A 23,358-nucleotide genomic window follows, 5' to 3' on the forward strand; every position below is an offset into this window, starting at 1 on the left:
GGGAGCCGTCAGGGCTCGCACGACACGACTCCTGACTGAAACAGTCGGGACCGTATCTCCTGCATGTCTGGACCAGACTCGGCACGACGGGCATTCTTGGCCGCATGAACGTCGGCGCCGACAGTACGAACGCTGTTCCCGCTGCTGTAAGCCTGGAGGCGATCGGGCGCCTGCTCGAACTCGGCAGATCGATAGGTCACGTCGTCGCCGAACCTGACTGGCCGCAGTGGCGGACGGCGTCGGCGGGACTGCTGATGCGGGTGCTGACGCTCGGCGAGACGATCGTGCACGTGAGCGAACTGCGGCGCGTCGCCGACCTCTCCATCCTCGTCCGCTGCCTCTATGACCACGCCGTAATGCTCGCGTGGATCTCGGCGCCGCGCGACGACAGCCGCTTCACGGTCTGGAACCGCGAATCCTTACGGATCGTCCGGGCGTGGGGGAACGAGATGAAGGCGATGGAGGCGGGCGACATCACGCCCGAGGGACGGGAGTGGTTGGAGGAGCAGCTTTCGGGGCCGGGGATGCCGAAGACCAGAGAGCTTGCGAGACAGGCCGATAGGGACTGGAACGGCCGGCTCGGCCTCAGCGGTTTGAACACGCTGACCGCCAGCTACACCACCGTCTTCCGCGCGGGCAGCTTCTTCGCGCACCCGACCGCCGCCGGCCTCTACGAGAACCGCAGGCCCGCAGGTGACCACGTCGTCCTGATGATCGAGCCCGAGGGAGACATCAGCCCGACTATCGGCTGCGTCTTCACGTTCCTCGCCGTCGCACTCGGCGTCGCCTCCCACACGATCGGCAGACCGGATCTCTACGCGATCAAGCGGATCGTTACCGAGTGCGCCGACGCAGCGGCAGCCGCACGCCGCACATAACTGCCGTCTGTACCGCTCGGACGCTCTGCCTGACGTTGATGGAGTGGGAAGCGCCTCGCCGGCCACCACCCATTGACGAAAAACCGATCCGCTCGCTCACGCTCGCACGACGACCGACCGCGCCTTGCGATCGTTCCGACCTCGCTCAGAGAGGCGAACGCCTTCGTCGCCGAGCACCATCGCCACAACCGCCCCGTAGCCGCCGGCGTCTGCGTCGTCGCCGTCAAGACAGACGACCGCCTGTGCGGCGTCGCGATCCTCGGCCGCCCCGTCGCGCGCAAGCTGGAAGACGGGTTCACCGCCGAGGTTCGGCGCGTCTGCACCGATGGCACGCCAAACGCCTGCTCGATGCTGCTGCGGGCCGCGTGGCGCGCCGCGAAGGCCCTCGGCTACCGCAACGTCATCACCTACACGCTCAGAGAGGAGGGCGGTGCGTCGCTGCGCGCCGCCGGCTTCAAGCTCGTCACCGACAGAGCCGGCGGCGGCCGCTGGAGCAGCGGCGGACGCAGAGCCGCTGACACGCACCCGCTCGGCTACAAGTGCCGCTGGGAGCTGCGGACGTGAGCGGTTCGACGGCGGGCGGGCGTCCTCGGAAAACCCCACGAAAACCGGGCAAAAACGGCTTGCGAGAACGTGGGGCGTCTGATCTAGTCGAAGGTCGTCCGCACGCTCAGGAAAGGGGCTCGAACCATGAGCGCGACATCGCGTCAGACCCGCAACTCGAAGCCTTCGCAGCGTGGTTCGCAGACTGGTGGCTGCGCCGAGGACAGCGGCTCGTCGGGAGTGATCGCGTCCGCCCGGAAGCCCGCTGAGGACCACGGCGCGGGCTCCTCGCTCGACGACCAGCGCGAGGCGATCACGACGTTCGCCGCCGAGAACGGCCTCGGCCTCGTCGAGGTGCCGAAGGCGCTGCGCGCGGTCGCGTACGTGCGCGAATCGACCGAGGAGCAGGGCGAGGGCTTCTCCCCCGGCGCGCAGCGCGAGGCGATCAAGAGATTCGCCGCCGAGAACGGCCTCGACCTTGTCGAGGAGTACGTCGACTTCCATTCCGGGTGGCGCAAGACCGACGGGCGCAGAGACTTCCACCGGCTGATGGCCGACGCCGCCGAGAAGCGCTTCGACGTGGTGCTCGTCTTCCACACGTCGCGGTTCGCACGCAATCAGGTCGAGGCGCGCAAGTACAAGCAGCTCCTCCGCGACAAGCTCGGCATCAAGGTCTTCTCCGTCACGCAGCCGATGGGCGACGACCACAGCGACCCGTCGTCGTTCCTCGCCGAGTCGATCCACGAGATGTTCGACGAGTATTACTCCGTCTCCCTCTCGTTCTGGACCCGCTCCGGGCTCCGAGAGAAGGCGCGGCAGGGCTACCTGACCGGCTCCCTGCCGTGGGGCTACGTGCGCGACGGCGAGTCGGGCGATGTCGTTCTTGACCCGGATCGCGCGCCGCTGGTGCTGGGGATCTTCGAGCGCTACTCGACCGGCGACGAGTCCGACAGAACGATCGCCGAGTGGCTGAACGCGAAGGGCGCGACGACGGCGCGCGGCAGACGCTTTCAGGCCGACACGGTGCGCGAGATGTTGGTGAACGCAAGCTACTGCGGCTACGTGACCGGCCTGCGCGACCAGTCCCGCGAAATCAGAGGTCGCCACGAACCGATCGTGCCCGAGGAGCTGTTCGACCGCGTGCAGCAAATCCGCTCGTGGCGAAGCCGCGTCGTCGGCTCGACCGGCCGCCCCTCCGAGGACTACTTGCTGCGCAAGCTCCTGTACTGCGAGCGCTGCAACGGGAGAATGCAGGGCACGCGCGGCTCGCGCGCTCAGCTCCGTCGGTACCAGTGCGGCACCCGGCGGCGCGGCGGCGGCTGCGACCAGGCGATCGTCAAGGCCGAGCCGCTTGAGGGCCAGCTCGTCGAGTGGTTGCGCGACTTCCGCCCCGACAGCGACCTGCGGCAGCTCGTGATCGACGCGATCCAGGCCGAGGCCAGAGCGCGGGCCGGTGACCAGCCCGACCGCCGTCGCGAACTGCTCGCGCAGCTCGAACGGCTGCAAGACCTCTACGTGATGGGCGACCTCACCAGAGGCCAGTACACGATGCGGCGCCAAGCGCTCGAACAGGAAGTGGAGCGGATCGGCCCGCCTGTCGACCCCGACCTCGACCGCGCCGAGAAGCTGCTCGACGAGTTCGCCGGCTTCTGGGAGGTCGAGCAGCAGCCCGCCGAGCGCCGCAGACTGCTCGGCCAGCTCTTCGATCGCATCTGGCAAGACGACGGCGTGATCGTCGCCGACAGACCCCGCGCGGTACTTCGCCACTGTCGCGGACATCCAGGCGATCAGCGAAATGCCTGAAACACCGACCGGATATCCGGGGTGTAAAAGGCGGGAGCGACGGGACTCGAACCCGCGACCTCCGGCGTGACAGGCCGGCGCTCTAACCAACTGAGCTACGCCCCCTCGGGGAAGGGAAGTATGGCATGAGAGGCGGGGACGACGCGTCCTGGTCGCGGACGTGCCCGGGAGCGGTGCGCGGCGGCGTCCGGTGGAGGCGCGTGGACGCGCGCGAACAGGGGCCGCCCGTGCCGCACTGACCCAGGTCCCCACCACTTCCCGGTCGCGAACTGGCTGCCTGGCCAGTAGGCTCCGTGCCATGGCCGTCATGGCGCCCGAGGAGCTTTCGAGCAATCCGCTCCGCCGCATCCTGAGCGACCTCAACCGCGAGCGGACCGCGGACGCGCCGTTCCCGCCCGGGCCCAACGACTTCAACCTCGCGCGCACCTTCCACTTCGTGCGCGATCCGCTGCCGATCCTGCTGCCCGCCTACCGCGAGTACGGCCCGATCTTCAGCATGCGGCTGTTCCACGGCAAGGTCGTCTTCATGCTGGGGCCGGAGGCCAACCACTACATCACCGTCTCGCACGCGAGCAACTTCCACTGGCGCGAGGGCAGCTTCGGCGACCTGGTCCCGCTGCTCGGCGACGGGCTGCTCACGATCGACGGCGCCTACCACCGGCGCGCGCGCACGATCATGCTGCCGGCGTTCCACCGCGAGCGGATCGCGGCCGCCGGCGAGACGATGGCGCAGGAGGCGCTGCGGGCGCTCGAGGACTGGCAGCCGGGCAGACTGGTCGACGTCTACCACTGGGCGCGCGAGCTGGCGCTGCGCGTCGCGATGAAGGCGCTGTTCGGCCTCGATCCCGACGAGGAGGGCGCCGGCAGACGGGCCGCCGTCGACTTCGAGCGGGCGCTCGCCTTCTACGGCAAGGACTTCGCGCTGCGCGTGGTGCGCGGGCCGCGGACGCCGTGGCAGCAGATGATGCAGGCGCGCCGCACGCTCGACGAGATCGTCTACGCGGAGATCGGCCGCCGCCGGCGCCATCCCGACCCCGAGCGCGAGGACGTGATGTCGCTGCTGCTGGAGGCGCGCGACGAGGAGGGCCAGCAGCTGTCGGACCACGAGGTCCGCGACCAGGTGATGACGCTGCTGTTCGCCGGCCACGACACGACCACCTCGACGGTCTCCTTCATGCTCTACGAGCTGGCCCGCCACCCGGCCGTGCTGCGCAGACTGCTCGACGAGCAGGACCGCGTCCTGCCCGGCGGCAGAGCCCCCACGGTCAAGCAGCTCAGCGACGGCAGCCTGCCCGAGCTGGAGATGGCGCTCGACGAGACGCTGCGGCTCTACCCCGCCGCGTGGGTCGGGCCGCGCCGCAACGTGGAGGCGTTCGAGTTCGGCGGCCACACCGTCCCGGCCGGCGCGTACGTCAACTACTCCTCGTGGGCCAGCCACCGCCTGCCCGACGTCTGGCCCGAGCCTGAGGCGTTCGTGCCCGAGCGCTTCACGCCGGAGGGGAAGGCGGCCATGCCGAAGGGCGCCTACATACCGTTCGGCGGCGGCTCGCGCACCTGCATCGGGATGCGCTTCGGCCAGCTGGAGATCAAGACGATCGTCACGCTGCTGCTGCAGCGATTCCACCTCGAGCTGTTCGGCGGGCGGACGCTGACCGTCCGCCAGATGCCGACGCTCAGCCCGCGCGAGCCGCTGGAGATGATCGTGCGCGAGCGCGGCGTTCCCGCCGCGCTCGGCGGCTGACGCTCAGTTCTGGCAGGCGATCGTGATCGACTTGCGCACGACCGTTCTCCCCGCCACGACGACCGACGCCGTCCATCTGCCGTCGATCGAGACCGGCCCGAACGGCCCCTGGGCGAAGCCGTAGCCCCACACCTGCCGCTTCGTCTCCTCGGCTCTGACCGGCCAGCGGTAGGCCCGTCTCATCGTCTCGGCGACCGGCGGCTCGGCCTCGACGCCGGCCGGGTTGCGGGGCGGCCCCCACAGCGCGACGCCGACCTTCGTCCCCTTCGCGATCCCTGTCCCGCTGTAGATCACGTACAGGTCGCGCATGCCACCGCCGCGCAGCCCGCAGTCGGTCACCGTCGTCCCGGGCCTCCCCTGCACCGGCGGGACGCCGAGCGGCGCGTGGGTCGTGAAGCCGAGGATCCGCACGCGCGGTCTCGCCGCGACGGCGGCGGCGGGCAGCACGGACAACGCGGGCAGCGCCAGCAGGGCCGCCGCGCCCAGCGCGACCGCCGATCGTCGAGTCGTCATCGTCCGGACGTTAGGCCCGCAGCGGCTCTCGCACCACGCTCAAATGTGGGGACGCGCGAACTTCTGAGACCAATCCGAGACCGTTCCGGCACTGACGCGCCGCGATCGCGCCCGTAGCTTCTTCCAAGGCACGCGAAGACGGAGGTGAGACATGGGCTTCTTCAAGGACATCCGGCAGCTCAAGCAGTCAGCAGAGGAGCTGCAGGACCAGTTGCAGCCCGACCGTCCGCGCGGGCTCTCCGGCCAGTTCAAGCAGATGGGGTCGATGGTGCAGGACGCAAACGACTCGCTGTCAGCGCTCAGCCGGCAGCAGGCCGACGCACAGCGGCTGATGGCGACCGGGCTGATCGGCCAGGCGACCGTGCAGGCGCTGCGCGACACCGGCATGACGATCAACGAGAACCCGCAGGTCGAGTTCGACCTGCTCGTCTCCGTCGACGGGCGCGATCCCTACCCCGTCACGCACCGCCAGGTCGTCTCCCGCCTGGTGATCTCCAACTTCCAACCGGGCGCGTCGATTCCGGTGCGGGTCGACCCCGCGGACCCGACGCGAGTCTTGATCGGCTGAAGGGCTTCTGGCCCGGACGTCGAATCGAGCGGGGCTGGGACGGCCGGTGGCGCCGGCGAATCGCCACCGGCCGGCCCGCCTAGCTCCTACTGGTACTCGTAGAAGCCGCGGCCGGACTTGCGGCCGAGACGGCCCGCCGCGACCATCCGCTTCATCAGCGGCGGCGGCGCGTACTCGTCGCGCTTGAACTCCTCGTAGAGCGAGTCGCAGACGGCGTAGAGCACATCGAGGCCGATGAAGTCGACGAGCGTCAGCGGCCCCATCGGGTGACCGGCGCCGAGCTTCATCGCGGCGTCGATGTCCTCCGCCGAGGCGAAGCCCTCCTCGTACATCCGCACCGCCGCCATCAGGTACGGCACCAGCAGGAAGTTGACGACGAAGCCGGAGCGGTCCTTCGTGCGCACGGCCGTCTTGCCGAGCGCCTCCGCGAACGCCGCGACGCGCGCGACCGTCTCGTCGGAGGTGTCGAGCGCGATCACGATCTCGACCAGCTTCATCACCGGTACCGGCGAGAAGAAGTGCAGTCCGACGACTCGATCGGGCCGGCTCGTCGCCGCCGCCAGCTGCGCGATCGGGATCGAGGAGGTGTTGGAGGCGATGATCGCCTCCGGGCCGAGCACGCCGTCGAGCCGCTCGAACACCTCCGCCTTCACTCTCTCGTCCTCGACGATCGCCTCGATCGCCAGCTGCGCGCCGGAGAGCTTGTGGAACTCTCTCGTCCACTCGATCCGGCCGATCAGCGCGTCGCCGTCCTCGCGGCTCATCTTGCCGCCCTCGACCGCGCGCGCGACCGAGGTCGAGATCCGCTTCTGCGAACGCTCCAGCGCGCCTTGGTCCATCTCGTAGAGGACCACGTGGGCGCCCGCGCGCGCCGCCGACTCGGCGATGCCGGAGCCCATGAAACCGGCGCCGACGACGGCGACGTTCCCGATGCCTGCTGCTGTCATTCAGAAGTCCTTCCGGGTCACGGGCGCACCGTGCCGCGCGCCCGCCCGGGAGGCTATCGCGAAGATACGCGACCCTCCTCCTAACCCGGAGGAGGGCGCATCCGGCGCACGCTCAGCCGGCGCGGAAGACCAGGTGGCGGCCGCTCTTGGCAACCGACAGGTCGGCCCCGGAGAAGCCGAGCGCGGCTCTGCCGGAGAGCACCGACGTGACCTCCCGCTCGACTGCCATCGCCGCTCTGTCGCACGCCTTCCGCGTCAGCTTCAACGGTCCGAAGACCGCGAAGCCGTCGTCGCGCACCTGCACGCTGGCGCTGCCGCGATTGCAGCCGGCGAAGACCTGCGCCTGCCCGCCGACGATTCTCAGCGTCGGCGGCTCAACGCCGGCCGGGACGCTGGCGGCAGTGCCGCCGCGATCCGAGATCGTCGTCAGCGTCCATGCCGTGCCCGCTATCGGCGGCGGCTGCGTCGCGCTCGCGCCCTCGGCCAGCTCGATCGTCACGCCGTCGTGCTCGAGCGAGAGGGTTCTGGCGGTCGGAGCCGTGATCGTCGCGCCGTCGGAGAGGAAGGCGAGCAGCCAGTCGTCCTGTCTCTGCAACGGCGGCTCGCAGCCGATCATCGTCATCGCCGGCGCGGAGTTCCATCTGAGCGTCCCGTCCTCGACCGCGTAGGTGCCGCCGAGCGAGTTGCAGCCGGCGTTGACGCCGAGCGTCCCCTCCTCGAATCTGATCGTCACCTCCGTGCCGGCGACCAGCTCGCGGCCGCCGACGGCGGTCGAGACGAAGCTGCGGCCGTCGAGGTCGGCGGCGGTGACGGCGGCCCCGGATGCGGCGGTCGTCGTGGAGGCGTCGTCGTCGCTGCCGCAGCCGGCGACGGCGACGGCGATCAGCACGGCAAGGGCAAGGGCCAGGCGCATCAGCGGGGCTCTCCTCGTTCGCGACCCGGCGCTCACGGCGCCGCCAGTTCGTTGCGTTGGTGCGCCAGCCGCACGACGCCCGTGCGTTCGTAGAAGTCGACGGCGACCAGGTTCGGCAGCATTTCACGCTCGCGCTCGCAGCGAGCCATCTGCCGCCACAGGACGCTGTTGCCGATCCGCTCGTTGCGCGAGACCGACGGCGGGAAGGTGACGGTCCAGTGGTTGAGCATCAGCAGCGGGCTGTCGGGCGTGCCGCGCCAGCGCTCGCAGCTCAGCTCGCTCGCCTTGGTCGCGCCCAGCGGCGTGTCCTGCACGAACGAGAAGCCGTCGAGGTACCACGAGCGCGAGCCGCCGTCCTGCTCGGCGAAGATCACCAGGCGCGTGTCGTCGCGGACCAGCTCGCCGAGCGTCGGCAGCGGCTCGTCGCGCTGCAGCTCGGCCGCCTGCGACAGCAGACCCGTGCGCTCCAGCGCCGCCTCGGTCACCGCGACCGGCACGTACGGCTCGATGAACAGCACCAGCACCTCGCCGGGGTTGGCGGCGAGGAAGCGGGCGATGATCTCGAACTGCTCGTCGAGCGGCTCGGAGCCCAGCTCGCAGAGCGTGTGGCAGAGGTACGGGGTCGGATTGCCGCTGCCGGTGCCGACGCCGATCCGCCCGACCAGCCGGTCGGCCGTCCGCAGCGCCTGCGGGCTGAGCTCCTGAGCGACCTTGTTGCGGTCCGAACCCTCCGCGTCGAGGTCGGTCCGCACGAGGCCGGTCGCCGGATCCAGCTCGCCCCAGTGAATGTCGATCAGCAGGCCGCGGATGCCGTCGCGCAGCTGCCGCTCGATCCCGTGGCGCTGATTGGGGAACAGCCAGCCGGGCTCGGCGGCCGCGGCGTAGGAGTTGTGCGTGGAGGGGAAGACGACCTCGTTGAGGCGCTTGCCGCACAGCTCGACGGAGCCGTTGCAGGCGCCGGCCGGGCCGGCCAGCGCGGCGAGCGCGGGCGGCGCCTCGACCTTCGGCGCCGGCAGCACGAGCGCGACGGCGATCACGGTCGCGGTCACGACGCCGGCGACGATCCCGACGACCGCGAGCGTGCGCCCCGGCGTCGGTCTCTCCTCCGCGACGGCGCCGTCGCCCGCGGCGCCGGCTGCGCGGCCGGCGCGACCGCGCAGCTCGCCGATCCCCAGCAGGATCAGCAGCAGGCCGGCGATCACGCTGACGGCGCGGACCGCCACCGACGGCTCCAGCACGATCGCCGCGCCGAGCAGCAGCAGCCCGGCGCCGCGCAGCGCTCGCGGCATCCGCGCCGGCGTCCCCAGCAGCCGCCGCAGCTGCGTGAAGAGGACGACCGGCCGCTGCGCGGCGATGCCGGCGACGACGAGCGCGCCCAGCGCGCTGAGCAGCGCAGTCGTGCGCAGGTCGCCGAACAGCGCCTCCCAGATCGCCTTCACGGCCGCGCGCGAGCGCTCGTCGGAGCCGACTCGCGCGACGACCCAGCTGCCGGCCGTCATCACGATCAGCGCGACCGTCAGGCCGGCGGCGGCGACGGCCGCGCCGAGGTAGGCGACGCCATCGCGCAGGCCGCCCGCGAGCAGGCCGCAGGCGATCGAGCAGAGCAGCGCCGCGGCCAGCAGCGGCAGCCACCAGCCGGCGACGTTGGTCAGCTTGCGCGCGAGGGTGAGGCGGATGTCGCCTGCCTCCAGCTCGACCAGCCGCGGCTCGGTGCCGCGCGGGATCAGCTCGGCGACGCGCGGCGAGACGCTGCGGACCGCGTCTCTCAACAGGCCGCCGGCGTACTCGAGGTCGATCGCGGCCTTCGCGTTGCCGTTGAAGAGCGCCGCGTGCTGGTGGGCGATCGCTCTGCGCGCGACGCGCTTGAAGACCGGTCTGTCGGCGAGCGAGCCGATCGCGGAGGTGACGAGCGGCCGGATCGCCAGCACGTCCGGCGCGACGCTGACGGCGAGACCGTCGACGACCTTGCCGGCGACGACGGCGCGCACGTCGGCGTCGTCGAGCGCGGCGACGGCGCGCGCGCTGAACTCGTCGCGGTCGACCAGCTCGAGGCGGGCGTAGCCGGCGACGGCGGCGGCGGCGAGCAGCACCGCCGTCAGCACGGCGAGCGCGATCACCGCATGCGAGCGCCAGCGCGGAGCGATCACGCGGCCGGCGCGGCGCCGGCGTCGAAGTCGCCCTCGTCGCGGCGGACCGACGTCAGCAGGCGTGTGATCGCCTCCTGCTCGTCGGGCGCGAGCGGGTCCATCGCGAAACCTGCGCCGTTGAGCGTCTCCGTCGCGCGCTCCGCCAGCGCGCGGCCGGCGTCGGTGATCGCGATCAGCGTCGAGCGGCGGTCCTGGGCATGCGAGACGCGCGTCACCAGCCCCGCCTCCTCCAGCCGGTCGGCCATGTGCGTCATCGAGGTGCGGTGGACCTGCAGCCGCTCGCCCATCTTGCCGACGGGCAGCGAGCCGCTGGAGCTGAAGACGAGCAGCATCAGCGTCTCGTAGCGCGGGAAGGTGAGCCCGTGCGGGCGCAGCAGCTCGTTGAGGCGCGCCAGCAGGATCTGCTGCGTGCGCATGATCGAGGTGACCGCCGCCATCGGGCGCGCCGGCTCCTCGCCCCAGCGCTCACGCCAGTGCCGCCGGGCCTCGGCGATCGGGTCGAACGGGAGCGGCTGCGACTCGGCCATCGCGCGGAAGCCTTTCAGACCGGGCCTCCGGAGCGCCGTGTGCATCAGCCTTATCGCAAACGTCAGGGTTCCCTTACAAGCATTAGGCTTACCTAATGAACACTGTTAGCACCCTCCGTCGAGCGTGGTGGACGCTCCTGCTCGCCGGGCTCCTCACGCTGCTGCTCGCGCCGCTGGCGCGCGCGGCCGACCCCGTCGCGATCACGACCGGCGCGGGCGCCGACTGGGGCGTCAAGACCTCCTTCCGCAACTACGTCAGAGGTCCGATCGCGCACGGCTCGTACTCGACCGGCGACGGCGCCTCCGAGAACCCCGACGGCACCTTCCACTTCCCCGTCACCGCGGGCGAGTACGACCCCGACACGAGCGCGACGGTCGTTCGCTTCGGCGGCTTCGTCCGCTTCACCGGCCACGACGGCCAGCTCGACATGAGAGTGTCGAATCCGCGCGTGGAGATCACGCCCGAGGGCGCCGACCTCTACGCCGACATCGTCAGCAAGCCGAACATCAACGGCGCTCCGGCGAAGGAGTACGCCGGCGTGCGGTTCGCGAGACTCGACCCGACCGGCGTCGAGCCCGAGGTCGACGGCGGCACGACCGCGTGGCCTGCGCTGCCGGCGACGCTGACCGAGGACGGCGTCGAGCCGTTCGCCGGCTTCTACGGCGTCGACACGCTGCTCGACCCGTTCGCCTTCGGCTACGACGGCCCAGGCGGCACCCCGATCGCGGAGGTGTGGACGCCCGCCGGGACCGACAAGCTCGGCGCGCTCGTCACCGGCAGAACGGCCGCCGGCGTCGCCTCGCTCGTGCTCGGTTGGGACGATCGCCTGTGGTTCTCCAACTACGACAGAAGAACGGTCGCGACCGTCGACGCGACGACGCTGGAGACGCTCAGAACCGTCACGACCGGCTTCAACCCGCGCAACGTCGCGGTCGACTCCGGCGCCAGAACGGCCTACACGGTCGACAACGCGATCCTGCGCGTGACCGAGCCGGCCGGCGACCTGCTGCTCGACCCGACGCCGCTGGCGACGCTGACCGGCACCGCCAGCAACGAGCTGGTCGTGCGCCAGTCCGACGGCGCGCTCTTCACGCTGTTCGACAGACGGCTGCATCGCTACGCCGCCGGCGGCGGCGCCGGCAACGACTCGTGGAGCCTCGAGGAGACCGGCCTGCCGCTCTACAGCGACCTGCTGATCACCCGCGACGGCCGCCTCTTCCTCTACGGCGGCGGCATCGCCGAGGTCACCTTCGACAACGCCGGCGAGGCGCAGCTCAGGGAAGTCGTCGCCTCGCCGTACGCGAACAACATCGCGGTCGCCGACGACGGCACGATCACGTGGGTCGAGGTCAACTACGACAACTATCCGACGGTCGCCCGCAGCCTCCACGTGCTGAGACGCAGAGCCGACGGCGGCTACGAGGCGCCCGTCACGACGCCCGCGCCGGCGCTCGGCTGGATCGTCTCGGCCGTCGCACCCGACGGCAGCCGCTTCTTCGTCGCCGACAACACGAACAACAAGGTCCAGGTCGTCGAGGACGGCGCGGTCGTCGCGACCGTCGACGGCGACAGCAACATCTCGCTCAACGGGATCGTCGCGCGCCCCGACGGCACCGCCTTCGCGAGCTGGCGCGACGGCTCGCTGAAGCTGATCGGGCGCGCCAGATCGCCGACGCCGACGACGCAGCCGCAGGACGCCGCGGCGACCGTCGCCGCGGCCGGCGCGACGACGCCGGTGACGTTCGCCGCGGCCGCGACGGGCAGCCCGGCGCCGACGATCAGATGGCAGCAGCGGACGGCCGGTGCCTCGCGCTGGGTCACGCTGACCGGCGCGACCGGCGAGACGCTGACGGTCGACGCGACGGAGGCGCTGGCCGGCGCGCGCTACCGCGCGGTCTTCACCAACGCGGCCGGCAGCATCGCGTCGCAGGTCGCGACGCTCGCGGTCACCGTGACGCCGCCGACGCCGCCCGACGGCGGTGGCGGCGGCGGCGGGACGACTCCGCCCGTCACCCCGCCGGTGACGCCGCCGGTCACGGTCGACCCGCCCGTCACGCCGGCCCCGGCTCCGGCGACGACGCCGGGCGTCACCGCTCCGCGCGGTGCGCTCGAGCTCGACCGCAGCCGCCGCGCGACGGTCGCGACGATCGCCTGCCGCGCCGGCACGTCCGGCTCCGCCTGCCGTGTCACCGTGCCGAAGCGCGTCACGGTGAAGATCGGCGGCAAGCGGTTCGCACTCACGGTGACGGCGCCGAGAAGCGTCGCCGCCGGCAAGCGCGGCAGCGTCCGCGTGCAGCTGCCCAAGGCGGCCGCCGCGCGACTCGCCGGCAAGCGCGTGACGGTGAAGGTGACGCTGACCGTGACGAGCGGCGGCAGAAGGGTCACGCGCACGGTGACCGTGACGTTGAAGGGCGCAAAGGTGAAGAAGACGCGCTGACCTGATGCATCCGACCGCCGCGGCGAGCAGAATCCGGCGCGATGACCTCCTCTCGCCGTCTGCTCGTCGCGCTCGCCGCGGCGGTCGCCTTCCTCACCTGCGCCGCCGGCGCCCACGCCGCGACGCTGACCGGGCAGGTCGAAGCCGCCGGCAGACCGGTCGCGCAAGCGACCGTGCGGCTGTTCGCCGCGGGCGCCGGCAGCGCGAGCGCGCTCGGCACCGACCGCAGCGCCGGCGACGGCAGCTTCTCGATCGACTACGAGGCGCCGGCCGACGACGCGCAGCTCTACGTCGTCGCGACCGGCGGCAACCGCGCCGGCCGCGCGCTCGGCGCGCAGGTGCGGCTGCTGGCGATCGTCGGGCCGGCCGAGGGCGCGCCGACGACGACGGTCGTGGAGGAGCGCGGCACGGTCGCCGGCGCCTACGCGCTCGCGCGCTTCATCGACGGCACGCGCATCTCCGGGCCGGCGCCCGGCCTCGCGAACGCCTTCACGACGGCGGCCAACCTGTTCGAGGCGCGCACCGGCAAGGTCAGCTTCGTCCTCTCCAACTCGCCCAGCGGGCTCGCGACCGAGGCGCTGCCGACCTTCAACACGCTCGCCAACGCGCTCGCCTCCTGCACGACCGGCACGCGCAGAAGCTGCCGGCGGCTGTTCGCGGCCGCGCAGCCGCGCGGCGGCGCGCGGCCGGCCGACACGCTCGCCGCCGTCGTCGCGATCGCGCGCAACCCATCCCAGCACCGCGCTGAGCTGTTCGCGCTCGCGCACGGCAGCGCGCGCAGAGCCGGCGCGGCCGGCGAAAGAGCCCGCGGAGACGGCGCCGGCGGCAGAACGCGCAGAGCGGACGCACCCGTCTACCAGCCCGCCCTGACGCGCCCGCCGAACTCCTGGATCCTCGCGCTCGTCTACACCGGCGGCGGCATGAACGCGCCCGGCCGCGTCGCCTTCGACGCCGCCGGCAACGCCTGGGCCGGCAACAACTTCGCCCGTCCGGGCACGACCGCCGGCCTCGGTCTGACGGCGCTGACCCCGAGCGGCCAGCCGATCCTCGGCAGCCCCTACTTCGGCGGCGGCATCAGAGGTCCCGGCTGGGGCACCGCGGTCGGCGCCGACGGGCGTGTCTGGAACGCCAACTTCGCCGGCGACAGCATCAGCGTCAACGCGCCCGACGGCACGCCGCTGTCGCCGTCCGGCGGCTACACCGCCGGCAGCCCGACGAAGCCGCAGGGCGTCGCGGTCGGGCAGAACGGCGACGTCTGGATCGCCAGCTTCGGCGACGACAGCGTGATCCGCTACCCCGGCGGCAACCCCGACCCGGCGACGGCGCAGAAGATCACCCGCGGCGGCATCGAGAACCCGTTCGGGATCCAGGTCGACGCGCGCGGCCACGTGTGGGTCTCCAACGGCGCGGAGTCGAGAAGCGGCTCGGTCACCGAGCTGCTGCCCGACGGCACGCCGGTGCGACCGCGGCCGATCAGAGGCGGCGGCCTGCTCTCGCCGCAGGGGGTGGCGCTCGACTCGGCCGGGAACGTCTGGGTCGGCAACCTCCTGTCGCGCAGCGTCACGCGCCTGCTGCCCAACGGCCGCATCGCGCCCGAGTCGCCGATCAGAGGCAGCATCGAGGGCGGCTGGGGCGTCGCCGTCGACGGCGCCGACCACGTCTGGGTCGCCGGCTTCTTCGGCGGCAACGTCAGCGAGCTGTGCGGCGTGCGCCGTCGCACCTGCCCGCCCGGCCTGCGCGTCGGGCAGCCGATCTCCCCGCCGAGAGCGGGCTACGACAGCGCCGCCTTCGAGCACATCACCGCGGTCCAGATCGACCCCTCCGGCAATGTCTGGCTGGCGAACAACTGGACGACCGGCTCGCCGCTGAGCGAGCCCGTCGGCGGCAACGGGCTGGTGCAGCTCGTCGGCGCCGCGACGCCCGTGCGCACACCGCTGATCGGCCTGCCGCGGCAGCCGTGAGCGCGTCCGCCGCGACGCGCGCCGCGAGGCTGCGCGTCGCGCGGACGATGGGCAGTGCCGGGCTCGAACCGGCGACCTCTTGCTTGTAAGGCAAGCGCTCTACCAACTGAGCTAACCGCCCGCGTCGCCACGGATGGTATCCGCGCGGCCGTGCCGACCCGGGCTCGACTACGATGCGGCTCGTGAGCAGACGGCGTGAGATCAGATCCTGGCTGATGGACATGGACGGTGTGCTCGTCCACGAAGAGAGCGCGATTGCGGGCGCGAACGACTTCCTCGGCACGCTCAAGGCGCGCGAGATCCCGTTCCTGGTGCTGACCAACAACTCGATCTACACGCGGCGCGATCTCTCCGCGCGGCTGAAGATGAGCGGGCTGGAGGTGCCGGAGGAGAGCATCTGGACCTCGGCCAACGCGATGGCCCAGTTCCTCCACGACCAGCGCCCCGACGGCTCGGCGTTCGTGATCGGCGAGGCCGGCCTGACGACCGCGCTGCACCAGAACGGCTACACGCTGACCGAGCGCGAGCCCGACTACGTCGTGCTCGGCGAGACGCGCACCTACAGCTTCGAGCGGATCACGACCGCGATCCGCCTGATCGAGACCGGCGCCCGCTTCATCGCGACCAACCCGGACCCGACCGGCCCCTCGCTGCAGGGTCCGCTGCCGGCGACCGGCGCCGTCGCCGCGCTGATCCAGCGCGCGACCGGGGTCGAGCCCTACTTCGTCGGCAAGCCCAACCCGCTGATGATGCGCTCGGCGCTGAACGCGATCGACGCCCACTCCGAGACGACGGCGATGATCGGCGACCGCATGGACACCGACATCGTCGCCGGCCTCGAGGCGGGCCTGGAGACGATCCTCGTGCTGACCGGCGTCGCGACGCGCGAGGCGGCCGAGCGCTTCCCGTTCCGCCCCACGCGGATCGTCAGATCGGTCGCGGAGCTGGTGCCGGAGCTGGGCCCCGGCACCACCGCCGACTGACTCAGCGCAGGACGGCTTCGGAGAAGGCGCGCAGCGCGTCGCGGCCGTTGCCGACGACCGGCGCGCCGTGCGCCAGCAGCAGCGTCTCGAACGTCAGCTCGTCGCACAGGCGCAGGTAGGCCTCAGCGAGGCCGCGCTTGACGGCGAGCGGGTCGTCGCCGAGCAGGTGGTCGGCGACGAAGCCGAGCGCGCCGTCGTCGCCGACGCGGATGACGCCGTCGGCGACCGCCAGCGCTCCCGGACCCTGGGTGACGTGGAGCGCGCTCTCGTCCGGGCAGAGCACACCGACCTGCTGGGCGACGATCCCCGGCGCGACCTCGTCGCCCGGTCTGAAGCCACGCACCCTCAGCGGCGCGTCGAGCAGCTCGTAGAGCCCCCTTTCGTTCGCCAGGACCGTGCAGCCGAAGCGCTCGGCGAATCTGGCGCTGTGGCGGCGGTGGTGACGATTGGTCAGCAGGATCCGCTCCGGCGCCGGCAGGTCGGAGCTGCCGCCGAAGGCGCCGAGCCCCTCCGGCGGGACCATCGGGTCGATCAGCGTGCGCGCCTCGACGACATACGCCGAGTGCACCGGCTGACCGATCGTCTCGCGGATCGCCGTCCAGCTGAGGAGTCCAGGGAAGATCTCGTCCATGGCTGCAATCTAGCCACGCCGCGCGCGGGCCATGCGAGGAGCGCCGCTACGAATCCTGACTATTTCTGGACGAATGTCGCAGCGCGATCCTGCGCCAAAACGGCGCGAAAGTGACAGGATCTTCACAAATGCAGCTCAATGCCCGGGTAGAGGACGCGATTCCGGTCGCGGCAGGCGATGCAATTCCCGCCGTCGGCGCGCGCGGCGAAGCGCTGATCCCGCTCCCGAGCCCGCGCACGACGCTGGTCGCGATCGTCGCGATCGCGCTGCTCTTCTTCGGTGCGTCGGTCGCCTACATCGCGACCGACGGCGACAGCGACCTGCTGGCGCGGCTCGACACCGGCGGCGAGGCCAACCTGCCGACGTGGTTCGCGTCGGCGCTGTGGGCCTCCGCGGCACTGCTGGCCTTCTCGATGGGCGAGGCGGCGCGCCGGCTCGGCGACGCGCTCGACCGTCGCTGGACGCTGCTCGGCGCGCTCTTCGCGCTGTTGTCGATCGACGAGGCGGCGCAGCTGCACGAGGAGACCGTCGGTCCGCTGATGGACTCTGTCGAGTCGGTCACCGGCCTCGACGGCGCCGCCGCGAAGCTGATCGCCGTTGCCGTGATCGGCGCCGTGCTCGCCGCGCTCGCGATCTGGCTGTGGCCGTGGCTGCGCTCGCTCAGCAGCCGCCTGCGGCTGCGCCTGCTGCTCGCCGGCGCGATCTTCGTCAGCGGCTCGCTCGGGCTCGAGGTGATCTCGCGGCTGGCTGACTCCTCCACCGCCGAGTACCTCTCGCCGCTGGAGGAGCTGTGCGAGATGGTCGGCGTCGGCCTGCTGGTCGCGACGCTGCTGCCGGCCGCGCGCGGCGTGCTCGCGCGCACCGGGCCTGACGGGGTCTAGCGGCTGCGCGACGGTCGCGCCTCGCCGCCTAGCGCTCCGGCGCGGGCCGCGCGACGACCAGGCGCAGCCCGGCGTCGTAGGCGTCGAGTGCCCGCAGCGCGCCGTTGCGCGCATCCCACGTGCCGTCCGCGAGATCGCGCTCGACGTCGCGCACGACACGTGTGACGACCGTCTCCGGCATCCGCGCGAAGCCCGACGTCGCCGCCCGCGCCGCCGCGTCGAGGACCCGCTCCGGGTGGGCCCAGAAGGCGAGCAGCGTCCAGTCGGGCGTGGCGCGCGCGACCGGGATCGGCACGACCTCGACGGCGCCGCCGCCCAGCCACGCGGAGAGCGTCGCCGGCGACGGGAAGATCTGCCGGTCCAGCTCCGCGACCTCGGTCAGGTAGTCGCGCATCAGCCACATCTCCCCGCTGACCTGCGGATCGATCGTGACGATCGCGACCGGTCCGCGCGCGACGCGCCGCAGCTCACGCACCCCCGCCTCCTGCTCGTCGTCCCAGTGGTGGATGGAGACGACGGCCATCGCCGCGTCGGCGGCGCCGTCGGCGAGCGGCAGCCGGCCGGCGCTCGCGAGGATCGCCGGTGCCCGGTCGCGCGGGCGCTGCGCGGCCATCACCGCGCTCGGCTCGATCGCGACGACGTGCCGGTCGCGCGGCTCGTAGGAGCCGGCGCCCGCGCCGACGTTGACGACGCTGCGCGCGTCGCCGAGCGCGGCGTGCAGGTGCGCAGCCAGCAGCGGATCCTCGCGTCGCAGCCGCGCGTACCCGGCGCCGATCGCGTCGTAGCGAGGCTCGGTGGAGGGCATCGGGAGGGATGATCGCGCCCCGGCGGGCGAGGAGGCGGCGGTTGCGAGGCGCTGCTTCCTACCCTGGAGCGATGCCCTCCGGCCATCGCGACCAGCTCGAACGCCTCTTCGCCGACCAGCGCGCGCAGCGCGAGCAGTGGATGGCGCAGCTGCCCGCCGAACTGCGGGCGCTGCTGCCGCTCGACGCGACGCCGATCGCGCAGGGGATGACGCTGCTGGCCGACGCCGTCGGCATCGGCGCGCGGCTGCAGGCGACGCAGCGCGAGCAGAGCCACGCCAACTCCGCCGTGCTGCACGGACGCGTCTTCGGCCGCGGCGCGCCGCTGTCGCGGGCGACCGCGCTCGCCGCCTTCGCCGACGGCGCGCGCGTGCGCGAGCCGCTGCTGCTCCAGCTCGCGGCCGCCGTCGACGGCGGCGAGCTGCGCGACGAGATCGCCGCCCTGCTGGCCACCGCCCCGATCCCCGCGCCGGAGGAGCTGGCGGGCGGGCCGGCGGAGCCCGACGCCCCCACGCGGCTCGACGATCCGGCCGCGCCGGTGACCGACCCCACCGCCGCGCTCGCCGCCGTCTTCGCCGCGCAGGAGCAGGCGCTGCTGCGCTGCGCCGCGCGGCTCGACGCGATCTAGCGATGTCCGATTTCCACCACCGTCACTTTGCTACCGCTGGAGGGATGCAGATTGACGGTCCTCGGTGCGGGCAGGTCCCGTCAGCCCCGTGAACGCGCGCTGACATCAACACCGCCGCCCACGGGCCGATCACCCGGAGCGATGACCGTCGCTCCACCCTGCCACCACCACGGCCCGTGCGGCCGCCGCGCCGCCCGCGCGCGCCTCGTGCTCGCCGCCGCGCTCCTGCTTCTGCTCACGTTGCCCGCCGCCGCCCACGCCTGGCCCGCGCACTACCCCGCCGTCGCCGGCAACCCCGCGAATGCCGGCCGGATCTTCCAGCTGCCGCTCGAACCGTCGGTCTACGACCCCGCGACGCGCTGCTCGAAGCGGCCGAAGCCGGGAATGACGGCGCTCGTCGGCTGGCTGGAGAGCAACGTCGAGGGCGTCTCGTGGGGCACCTACCGCTGCGAGAGATGGGGCAAGCGCTCCGCCTCGCTGCACGCCGAGGGCCGCGCCGTCGACTGGCATCTCGACGCCGCCAGCCCCGCCGACCGACGTGAGGCCAACCGCCTGATCGGGCTGCTGCTGGCGCCCGACAAGGCCGGCAACCCGCACGCGCTCGCCCGTCGCATGGGCGTCGAGGAGATCATCTGGGACTGCGGCTACTGGGGCGCCGGGATGGAAGCGCACAATCGCTATTCGCCCTGCCTCACGCGCACCGGCAAGATCAGCCGCAAGGTCGACAAGACGACCGCGCACCGCGACCACATCCACATCGGGCTGACGCTCGCCGGCGCCGCCAAGCGGACGTCGTTCTGGCGCGCGGGGCCGAGCTACTAGCGCCGCCGTGCAGCCGCCGCGCCGCTCAGCCCCGCAGCCCGCGCAGCACGAGGTCGGCGAGACGGTGGGCGGCGTCGGGGCCGATGCCGCCCAGCTCGCGCAGCGCGCAGAAGAGGATCCGCAGGTCCTGGTGGGTGACGTCGTCGGCGACGACGCCGGCCTCCTGCGCCCGCCGCACCATCAGGTCCAGCGCCTCGGTCGCGCCGGCGCGCGCGGCGGCGACCTCGGCGCTGGCGAAGGCCGCCTCATCCCAGGCCGTCTGCGAGAGCGCGTCGTCGATGCAGTCGTCGACGGTCGCGTGCGTGGCGGCGGCGAGCGCGGCCCACGGGTCAGGCGCCTGCAGCGTCGCGAGGAAGCGCTCGCGCAGGATCGCCGAGCGCTCGATCACGAGCGCGCCGATCACGTCGTCCTTCGTGCCGACCTGGCGGTAGATGCTGCCGACGCCGACGCCGACCGCGCGCGCCAGCACCGGCATCGGCACGTCGACGCCCTCGCGCGCGAACAGCTCGTCGGCGACGGCCAGCGTGCGCGACCGCTTCTCGGCCGCGCTCAACGACGCCCACGGCGCCGCCGCGACCGCGCCCGGCGCGCGCGACGGTGGCGCACCGACGGCGCCCGCTGGCCGCGGCTCGGGCGCGGCTGGCGGCATTTGCTCCGGAACGGCCATTCCGGTACCTTACCCATCTCGCCCCCGGAACGCCCATTCCGGTCACCGCCCACCACCACGCCCCCGGAGTAGCCGCACGATGCCACCGCTTCGCTCCCGCACCGTCACCCACGGCCGCAACATGGCCGGCGCCCGCGCGCTGCTGCGCGCCGCCGGCGTCGCGCGCGAGGACTTCGGCAAGCCGATCATCGCGGTCGCCAACTCCTACACGCAGTTCGTCCCCGGCCACACGCACCTCAAGCCGGTCGGCGAGGTGGTCTCGGAGGCGATCCACGCGGCCGGCGGCGTCGCGCGCGAGTTCAACTCGATCGCGGTCGACGACGGCATCGCGATGGGCCACAGCGGCATGCTCTACTCGCTGCCCTCACGCGACCTGATCGCCGACAGCGTGGAGTACATGGTCAACGCGCACTGCGCCGACGCGCTGATCTGCATCTCCAACTGCGACAAGATCACGCCGGGCATGCTGAACGCCGCGCTGCGGCTGAACATCCCGACCGTGTTCGTCTCCGGCGGGCCGATGGAGGGCGGGACCGCGACGCTCGTCGACGGCACCGTGCGCAAGCGCGTCAACCTGATCAGCGCGATCGCCGACGCCGTCGCCGACGAGGTCAGCGACGAGGACATCGCGCTGATCGAGGAGGCCGCCTGCCCGACCTGCGGCTCCTGCTCGGGCATGTTCACCGCCAACTCGATGAACTGCCTGACCGAGGCGCTCGGGCTCGCGCTGCCCGGCAACGGCTCGGTGCTGGCGACCCACACCGCGCGCAAGGAGCTGTACGAGGCGGCCGGCCGCACCGTCGTCGAGATCGCCAACCGCTACTACGACCAGGACGACGCGAGCGTGCTGCCGCGCGCGATCGCCACGCGCGAGGCGTTCGACAACGCGATGACGCTCGACATCGCGATGGGCGGCTCGACCAACACGATCCTGCACCTGCTCGCCGCCGCGCAGGAGGGCGGCGTCGACTTCACGATGGACGACATCGACGCGCTCTCGCGCAGAGTCCCGTGCATCTGCAAGGTCGCGCCGAACGGCACCTACCTGATGGAGGACGTCCACCGCGCCGGCGGGATCCCCGCGGTCCTCGGCGAGCTGCTGCGCGGCGGTCTGCTGCACGAGGACGTCCACACCGTCCACGCCGACACGATCGACGACTGGCTCGGCGCATGGGACGTGCGCGGCCCCAAGCCGTCGGAGATCGCCGTCGAGATGTTCCACGCGGCGCCCGGCTGCAGACGCTCCGCGACCGCCTTCTCGCAGTCGGAGCGGTGGGAGTCGCTCGACGTCGACGCCGCCGACGGCTGCATCCGCGACGTCGAGCACGCCTACTCGACCGACGGCGGCCTCGCGATCCTCACCGGCAACATCGCCGAGCGCGGCTGCGTCGTGAAGACGGCCGGCGTCGACGAGTCGATCCTCAGATTCAGCGGGCCGGCGGTCGTCGTCGAGTCGCAGGACGAGGCGGTCGAGATCATCCTCGCCGGCAAGATCAGAGCCGGCGACGTCGTCGTGATCCGCTACGAGGGCCCGCGCGGCGGCCCCGGCATGCAGGAGATGCTCTACCCGACCTCCTACCTGAAGGGCCGCGGGCTCGGCAGATCGTGCGCGTTGATCACCGACGGGCGCTTCTCCGGCGGCACGTCGGGCCTCTCGATCGGCCACGTCTCCCCCGAGGCGGCGGCCGGCGGCGCGATCGCGCTGATCGAGAACGGCGACACGATCGCGATCGACATCCCCGCGCGCACGATCTCGCTGGAGATCTCCGACGCGGAGCTGGCCGAGCGCCGTCGCGCGCTGGAGTCCAGCGGCGGCTACGTGCCGGTCGGGCGCGAGCGCTACGTCTCGCCCGCCCTGCGCGCCTACGCCGCGATGGCGACCTCGGCCGACACCGGCGCCGTGCGCGACGTCGACGCGGTCGAGCGCGCGCTCGCCGCCGCCGAGCGCTCGCTCGACACCGTCGGCTGACGCGCCCGCGTGTGACCCCGCGCGGCGGCCTCAGCCGCCGCGCGGATGCGCCGGCAGCGGACGCGTGACGAGACCTTCCGCCACCGCCCACACGATCGTGCGGCGGAAGGTCTCCTCGACGGGCGTGTAGGAGAGGCCCAGCTCGCGCTCGGCGCGCGAGCCGTCGTACTGATGGCCGTGCAGGATCGTGTCGACGCGCGCGCGGCAGATCGGCGAGGTCTTGCCGCCGAGTCTCAGCGCGCCCTCGACCAGCGACGCGGCGCCGCGCGCCAGCGCCGGCGGCACCATCGGGACCTTCTGCTCGACCCCCGACAGCCTGGAGACGATCCGCAGCGCCTCGGCCGAGGGCAGCGTCGCGCCGTTGAGCACGTAGCGCTCGCCGGCGGCACCGCGCTCGGCGGCGAGCAGGTGCGCCGAGACGACGTCCTGCACGTCGACGACGCTGACGTGCGTCTCGACGAAGGCCCGCAGTCTGCCGTTGAGGTAGGCGATGATGATCGCGCCGTTGCCGCCCTTGCGCGGCGGCCCCTGCACCGACGAGGGGTTGAGCGCGACGACCTCGACGCCGCGCTCGGCGCCGGTCGCGAAGGCGAGCTGCTCGGCCTCGTGCTTGGAGCGGTCGTAGAGCGACAGGTAGCTGCCGCGGTGCGGCGTCGACTCGTCGCCGACCGTCCCCTCCTCCTCGCCGAGCGAGGCCGCCGAGGAGGTGAAGACGACGCGCCCGATCCCGGCCTCGGCGGCGGCGCGCACGACCGCGCCGGTCCCCTCGACGTTGACGCGCAGCAGGCGCGCGGGATCCTTCGGGCAGTGCGAGTTGACGCCGGCGACGTGGTAGACGAGCGCGCAGCCGGCCATCCCCGCCGCAAGCGCGGCCGGGTCGAGCAGGTCGCCGCGCACGACCTGCGCGCCGCGCGCGGCCAGCGCCGCGGCGGCCGCGTCGGTGCGCGCCAGCCCGACGACCTCGTCGCCGCGCTCCAGCAGCGCGCTCGCGAGCG

Annotated in this window: 21 protein-coding genes and 2 tRNA genes; 12 read left to right on the forward strand and 11 right to left on the reverse strand. The window is 72.5% G+C overall.

Annotation, left to right across the window (positions count from 1 at the left end; all coding sequences use genetic code 11):
- Positions 1-104: 104 nt before the first annotated feature.
- From R7226_RS13175 to R7226_RS13185, 3 genes are all read left to right on the forward strand, one after another.
- Entirely contained in the window at positions 105-878 is a 774-nt protein-coding gene (locus R7226_RS13175) for a DUF5677 domain-containing protein (protein ID WP_318597630.1), read from the forward strand.
- A gap of 72 nt (positions 879-950) precedes the next feature.
- The gene (locus R7226_RS13180) at positions 951-1,442 is read left to right on the forward strand and encodes an XF1762 family protein (protein ID WP_318597631.1); all 492 of its coding nucleotides are present in this window, start codon (positions 951-953) and stop codon (positions 1,440-1,442) included.
- 219 nt (positions 1,443-1,661) lie between these two features.
- Positions 1,662-3,224 (forward strand): recombinase family protein, encoded by a 1,563-nt coding sequence (locus tag R7226_RS13185; RefSeq protein WP_318597632.1) that lies wholly within the window; start codon positions 1,662-1,664, stop codon positions 3,222-3,224.
- A gap of 31 nt (positions 3,225-3,255) precedes the next feature.
- Here the strand turns inward: R7226_RS13185 and R7226_RS13190 are convergent.
- Positions 3,256-3,329: transfer RNA gene (locus R7226_RS13190), tRNA-Asp, on the reverse strand.
- Between the two features lie 193 nt (positions 3,330-3,522).
- On the opposite strand from R7226_RS13190, the gene R7226_RS13195 reads away from it, so the two are divergent.
- The gene (locus R7226_RS13195) at positions 3,523-4,965 is read left to right on the forward strand and encodes a cytochrome P450 (RefSeq protein WP_318597633.1); all 1,443 of its coding nucleotides are present in this window, start codon (positions 3,523-3,525) and stop codon (positions 4,963-4,965) included.
- 3 nt (positions 4,966-4,968) lie between these two features.
- Here R7226_RS13195 and R7226_RS13200 read toward each other — a convergent pair whose 3' ends face one another.
- A complete protein-coding gene (locus R7226_RS13200) occupies positions 4,969-5,478 on the reverse strand; it encodes a hypothetical protein (RefSeq protein ID WP_318597634.1) in 510 nt (169 codons plus the stop codon).
- A gap of 151 nt (positions 5,479-5,629) precedes the next feature.
- Here R7226_RS13200 and R7226_RS13205 point away from each other — a divergent pair, with 151 nt between their 5' ends.
- Positions 5,630-6,046 carry a DUF3592 domain-containing protein gene (locus R7226_RS13205; RefSeq protein ID WP_318597635.1) on the forward strand — a complete coding sequence of 139 codons (417 nt, stop codon included), beginning with the start codon at positions 5,630-5,632 and terminating at the stop codon, positions 6,044-6,046.
- Between the two features lie 86 nt (positions 6,047-6,132).
- Here R7226_RS13205 and R7226_RS13210 read toward each other — a convergent pair whose 3' ends face one another.
- From R7226_RS13210 to R7226_RS13225, 4 genes are all read right to left on the reverse strand, one after another.
- Positions 6,133-6,993 (reverse strand): 3-hydroxybutyryl-CoA dehydrogenase, encoded by an 861-nt coding sequence (locus tag R7226_RS13210; protein WP_318597636.1) that lies wholly within the window; start codon positions 6,991-6,993, stop codon positions 6,133-6,135.
- A 112-nt stretch (positions 6,994-7,105) separates the two neighbouring features.
- Positions 7,106-7,906, reverse strand: coding sequence for an META domain-containing protein (locus tag R7226_RS13215; protein WP_318597637.1), 801 nt, complete (start codon positions 7,904-7,906; stop codon positions 7,106-7,108).
- A gap of 32 nt (positions 7,907-7,938) precedes the next feature.
- The gene (locus tag R7226_RS13220) at positions 7,939-10,053 is read right to left on the reverse strand and encodes a PI-PLC domain-containing protein (RefSeq protein ID WP_318597638.1); all 2,115 of its coding nucleotides are present in this window, start codon (positions 10,051-10,053) and stop codon (positions 7,939-7,941) included.
- Positions 10,050-10,580, reverse strand: coding sequence for a MarR family winged helix-turn-helix transcriptional regulator (locus R7226_RS13225; protein WP_318597639.1), 531 nt, complete (start codon positions 10,578-10,580; stop codon positions 10,050-10,052). The genes R7226_RS13220 and R7226_RS13225 overlap by 4 nt, the downstream gene beginning before the upstream one ends.
- A 95-nt stretch (positions 10,581-10,675) precedes the next feature.
- On the opposite strand from R7226_RS13225, the gene R7226_RS13230 reads away from it, so the two are divergent.
- Together R7226_RS13230 and R7226_RS13235 are read left to right on the forward strand one after the other, a co-directional pair.
- Positions 10,676-13,018, forward strand: a complete 2,343-nt coding sequence (locus R7226_RS13230) for an HtaA domain-containing protein (protein ID WP_318597640.1) — start codon at positions 10,676-10,678, stop codon at positions 13,016-13,018.
- Positions 13,019-13,059: 41 nt separating this feature from the next.
- Positions 13,060-14,979: a Vgb family protein gene (locus R7226_RS13235; protein WP_318597641.1), complete on the forward strand. Its 1,920-nt coding sequence runs from the start codon at positions 13,060-13,062 to the stop codon at positions 14,977-14,979.
- A gap of 48 nt (positions 14,980-15,027) precedes the next feature.
- Here R7226_RS13235 and R7226_RS13240 read toward each other — a convergent pair.
- Positions 15,028-15,100: transfer RNA gene (locus R7226_RS13240), tRNA-Val, on the reverse strand.
- A 52-nt stretch (positions 15,101-15,152) separates the two neighbouring features.
- On the opposite strand from R7226_RS13240, the gene R7226_RS13245 reads away from it, so the two are divergent.
- Positions 15,153-15,962, forward strand: a complete 810-nt coding sequence (locus R7226_RS13245) for an HAD-IIA family hydrolase (protein WP_318597642.1) — start codon at positions 15,153-15,155, stop codon at positions 15,960-15,962.
- A 1-nt stretch (position 15,963) separates the two neighbouring features.
- Here R7226_RS13245 and R7226_RS13250 read toward each other — a convergent pair whose 3' ends face one another.
- Entirely contained in the window at positions 15,964-16,593 is a 630-nt protein-coding gene (locus tag R7226_RS13250; RefSeq protein ID WP_318597643.1) for an MBL fold metallo-hydrolase, read from the reverse strand.
- 128 nt (positions 16,594-16,721) lie between these two features.
- On the opposite strand from R7226_RS13250, the gene R7226_RS13255 reads away from it, so the two are divergent.
- Complete coding sequence (locus tag R7226_RS13255; protein ID WP_318597644.1) at positions 16,722-17,474, forward strand: hypothetical protein; 753 nt, start codon at positions 16,722-16,724, stop codon at positions 17,472-17,474.
- Positions 17,475-17,502: 28 nt separating this feature from the next.
- Here R7226_RS13255 and R7226_RS13260 read toward each other — a convergent pair whose 3' ends face one another.
- Positions 17,503-18,279 (reverse strand): methyltransferase domain-containing protein, encoded by a 777-nt coding sequence (locus tag R7226_RS13260; protein WP_318597645.1) that lies wholly within the window; start codon positions 18,277-18,279, stop codon positions 17,503-17,505.
- A gap of 71 nt (positions 18,280-18,350) precedes the next feature.
- Between R7226_RS13260 and R7226_RS13265 the strand changes: the two genes are divergently transcribed.
- Together R7226_RS13265 and R7226_RS13270 are read left to right on the forward strand one after the other, a co-directional pair.
- Entirely contained in the window at positions 18,351-18,905 is a 555-nt protein-coding gene (locus R7226_RS13265; protein ID WP_318597646.1) for a hypothetical protein, read from the forward strand.
- Positions 18,906-19,046: 141 nt separating this feature from the next.
- On the forward strand, positions 19,047-19,727 hold the full coding sequence (locus R7226_RS13270; protein ID WP_318597647.1) for a hypothetical protein: 681 nt from the start codon (positions 19,047-19,049) through the stop codon (positions 19,725-19,727).
- Between the two features lie 25 nt (positions 19,728-19,752).
- On the opposite strand, the gene R7226_RS13275 is transcribed toward R7226_RS13270, so the two are convergent.
- Positions 19,753-20,394, reverse strand: a complete 642-nt coding sequence (locus R7226_RS13275; RefSeq protein WP_318597648.1) for a TetR/AcrR family transcriptional regulator — start codon at positions 20,392-20,394, stop codon at positions 19,753-19,755.
- A gap of 79 nt (positions 20,395-20,473) precedes the next feature.
- Between R7226_RS13275 and ilvD the strand changes: the two genes are divergently transcribed.
- Complete coding sequence (gene ilvD / locus R7226_RS13280; protein ID WP_318597649.1) at positions 20,474-22,363, forward strand: dihydroxy-acid dehydratase; 1,890 nt, start codon at positions 20,474-20,476, stop codon at positions 22,361-22,363.
- 30 nt (positions 22,364-22,393) lie between these two features.
- Here ilvD and R7226_RS13285 read toward each other — a convergent pair.
- Positions 22,394-23,358: NAD-dependent epimerase/dehydratase family protein (locus R7226_RS13285; RefSeq protein ID WP_318597650.1), on the reverse strand; the 965-nt coding region annotated here is incomplete at its 5' end.

The organism is Conexibacter stalactiti (assembly GCF_033542075.1).
GTDB lineage: Bacteria > Actinomycetota > Thermoleophilia > Solirubrobacterales > Solirubrobacteraceae > Conexibacter > Conexibacter stalactiti.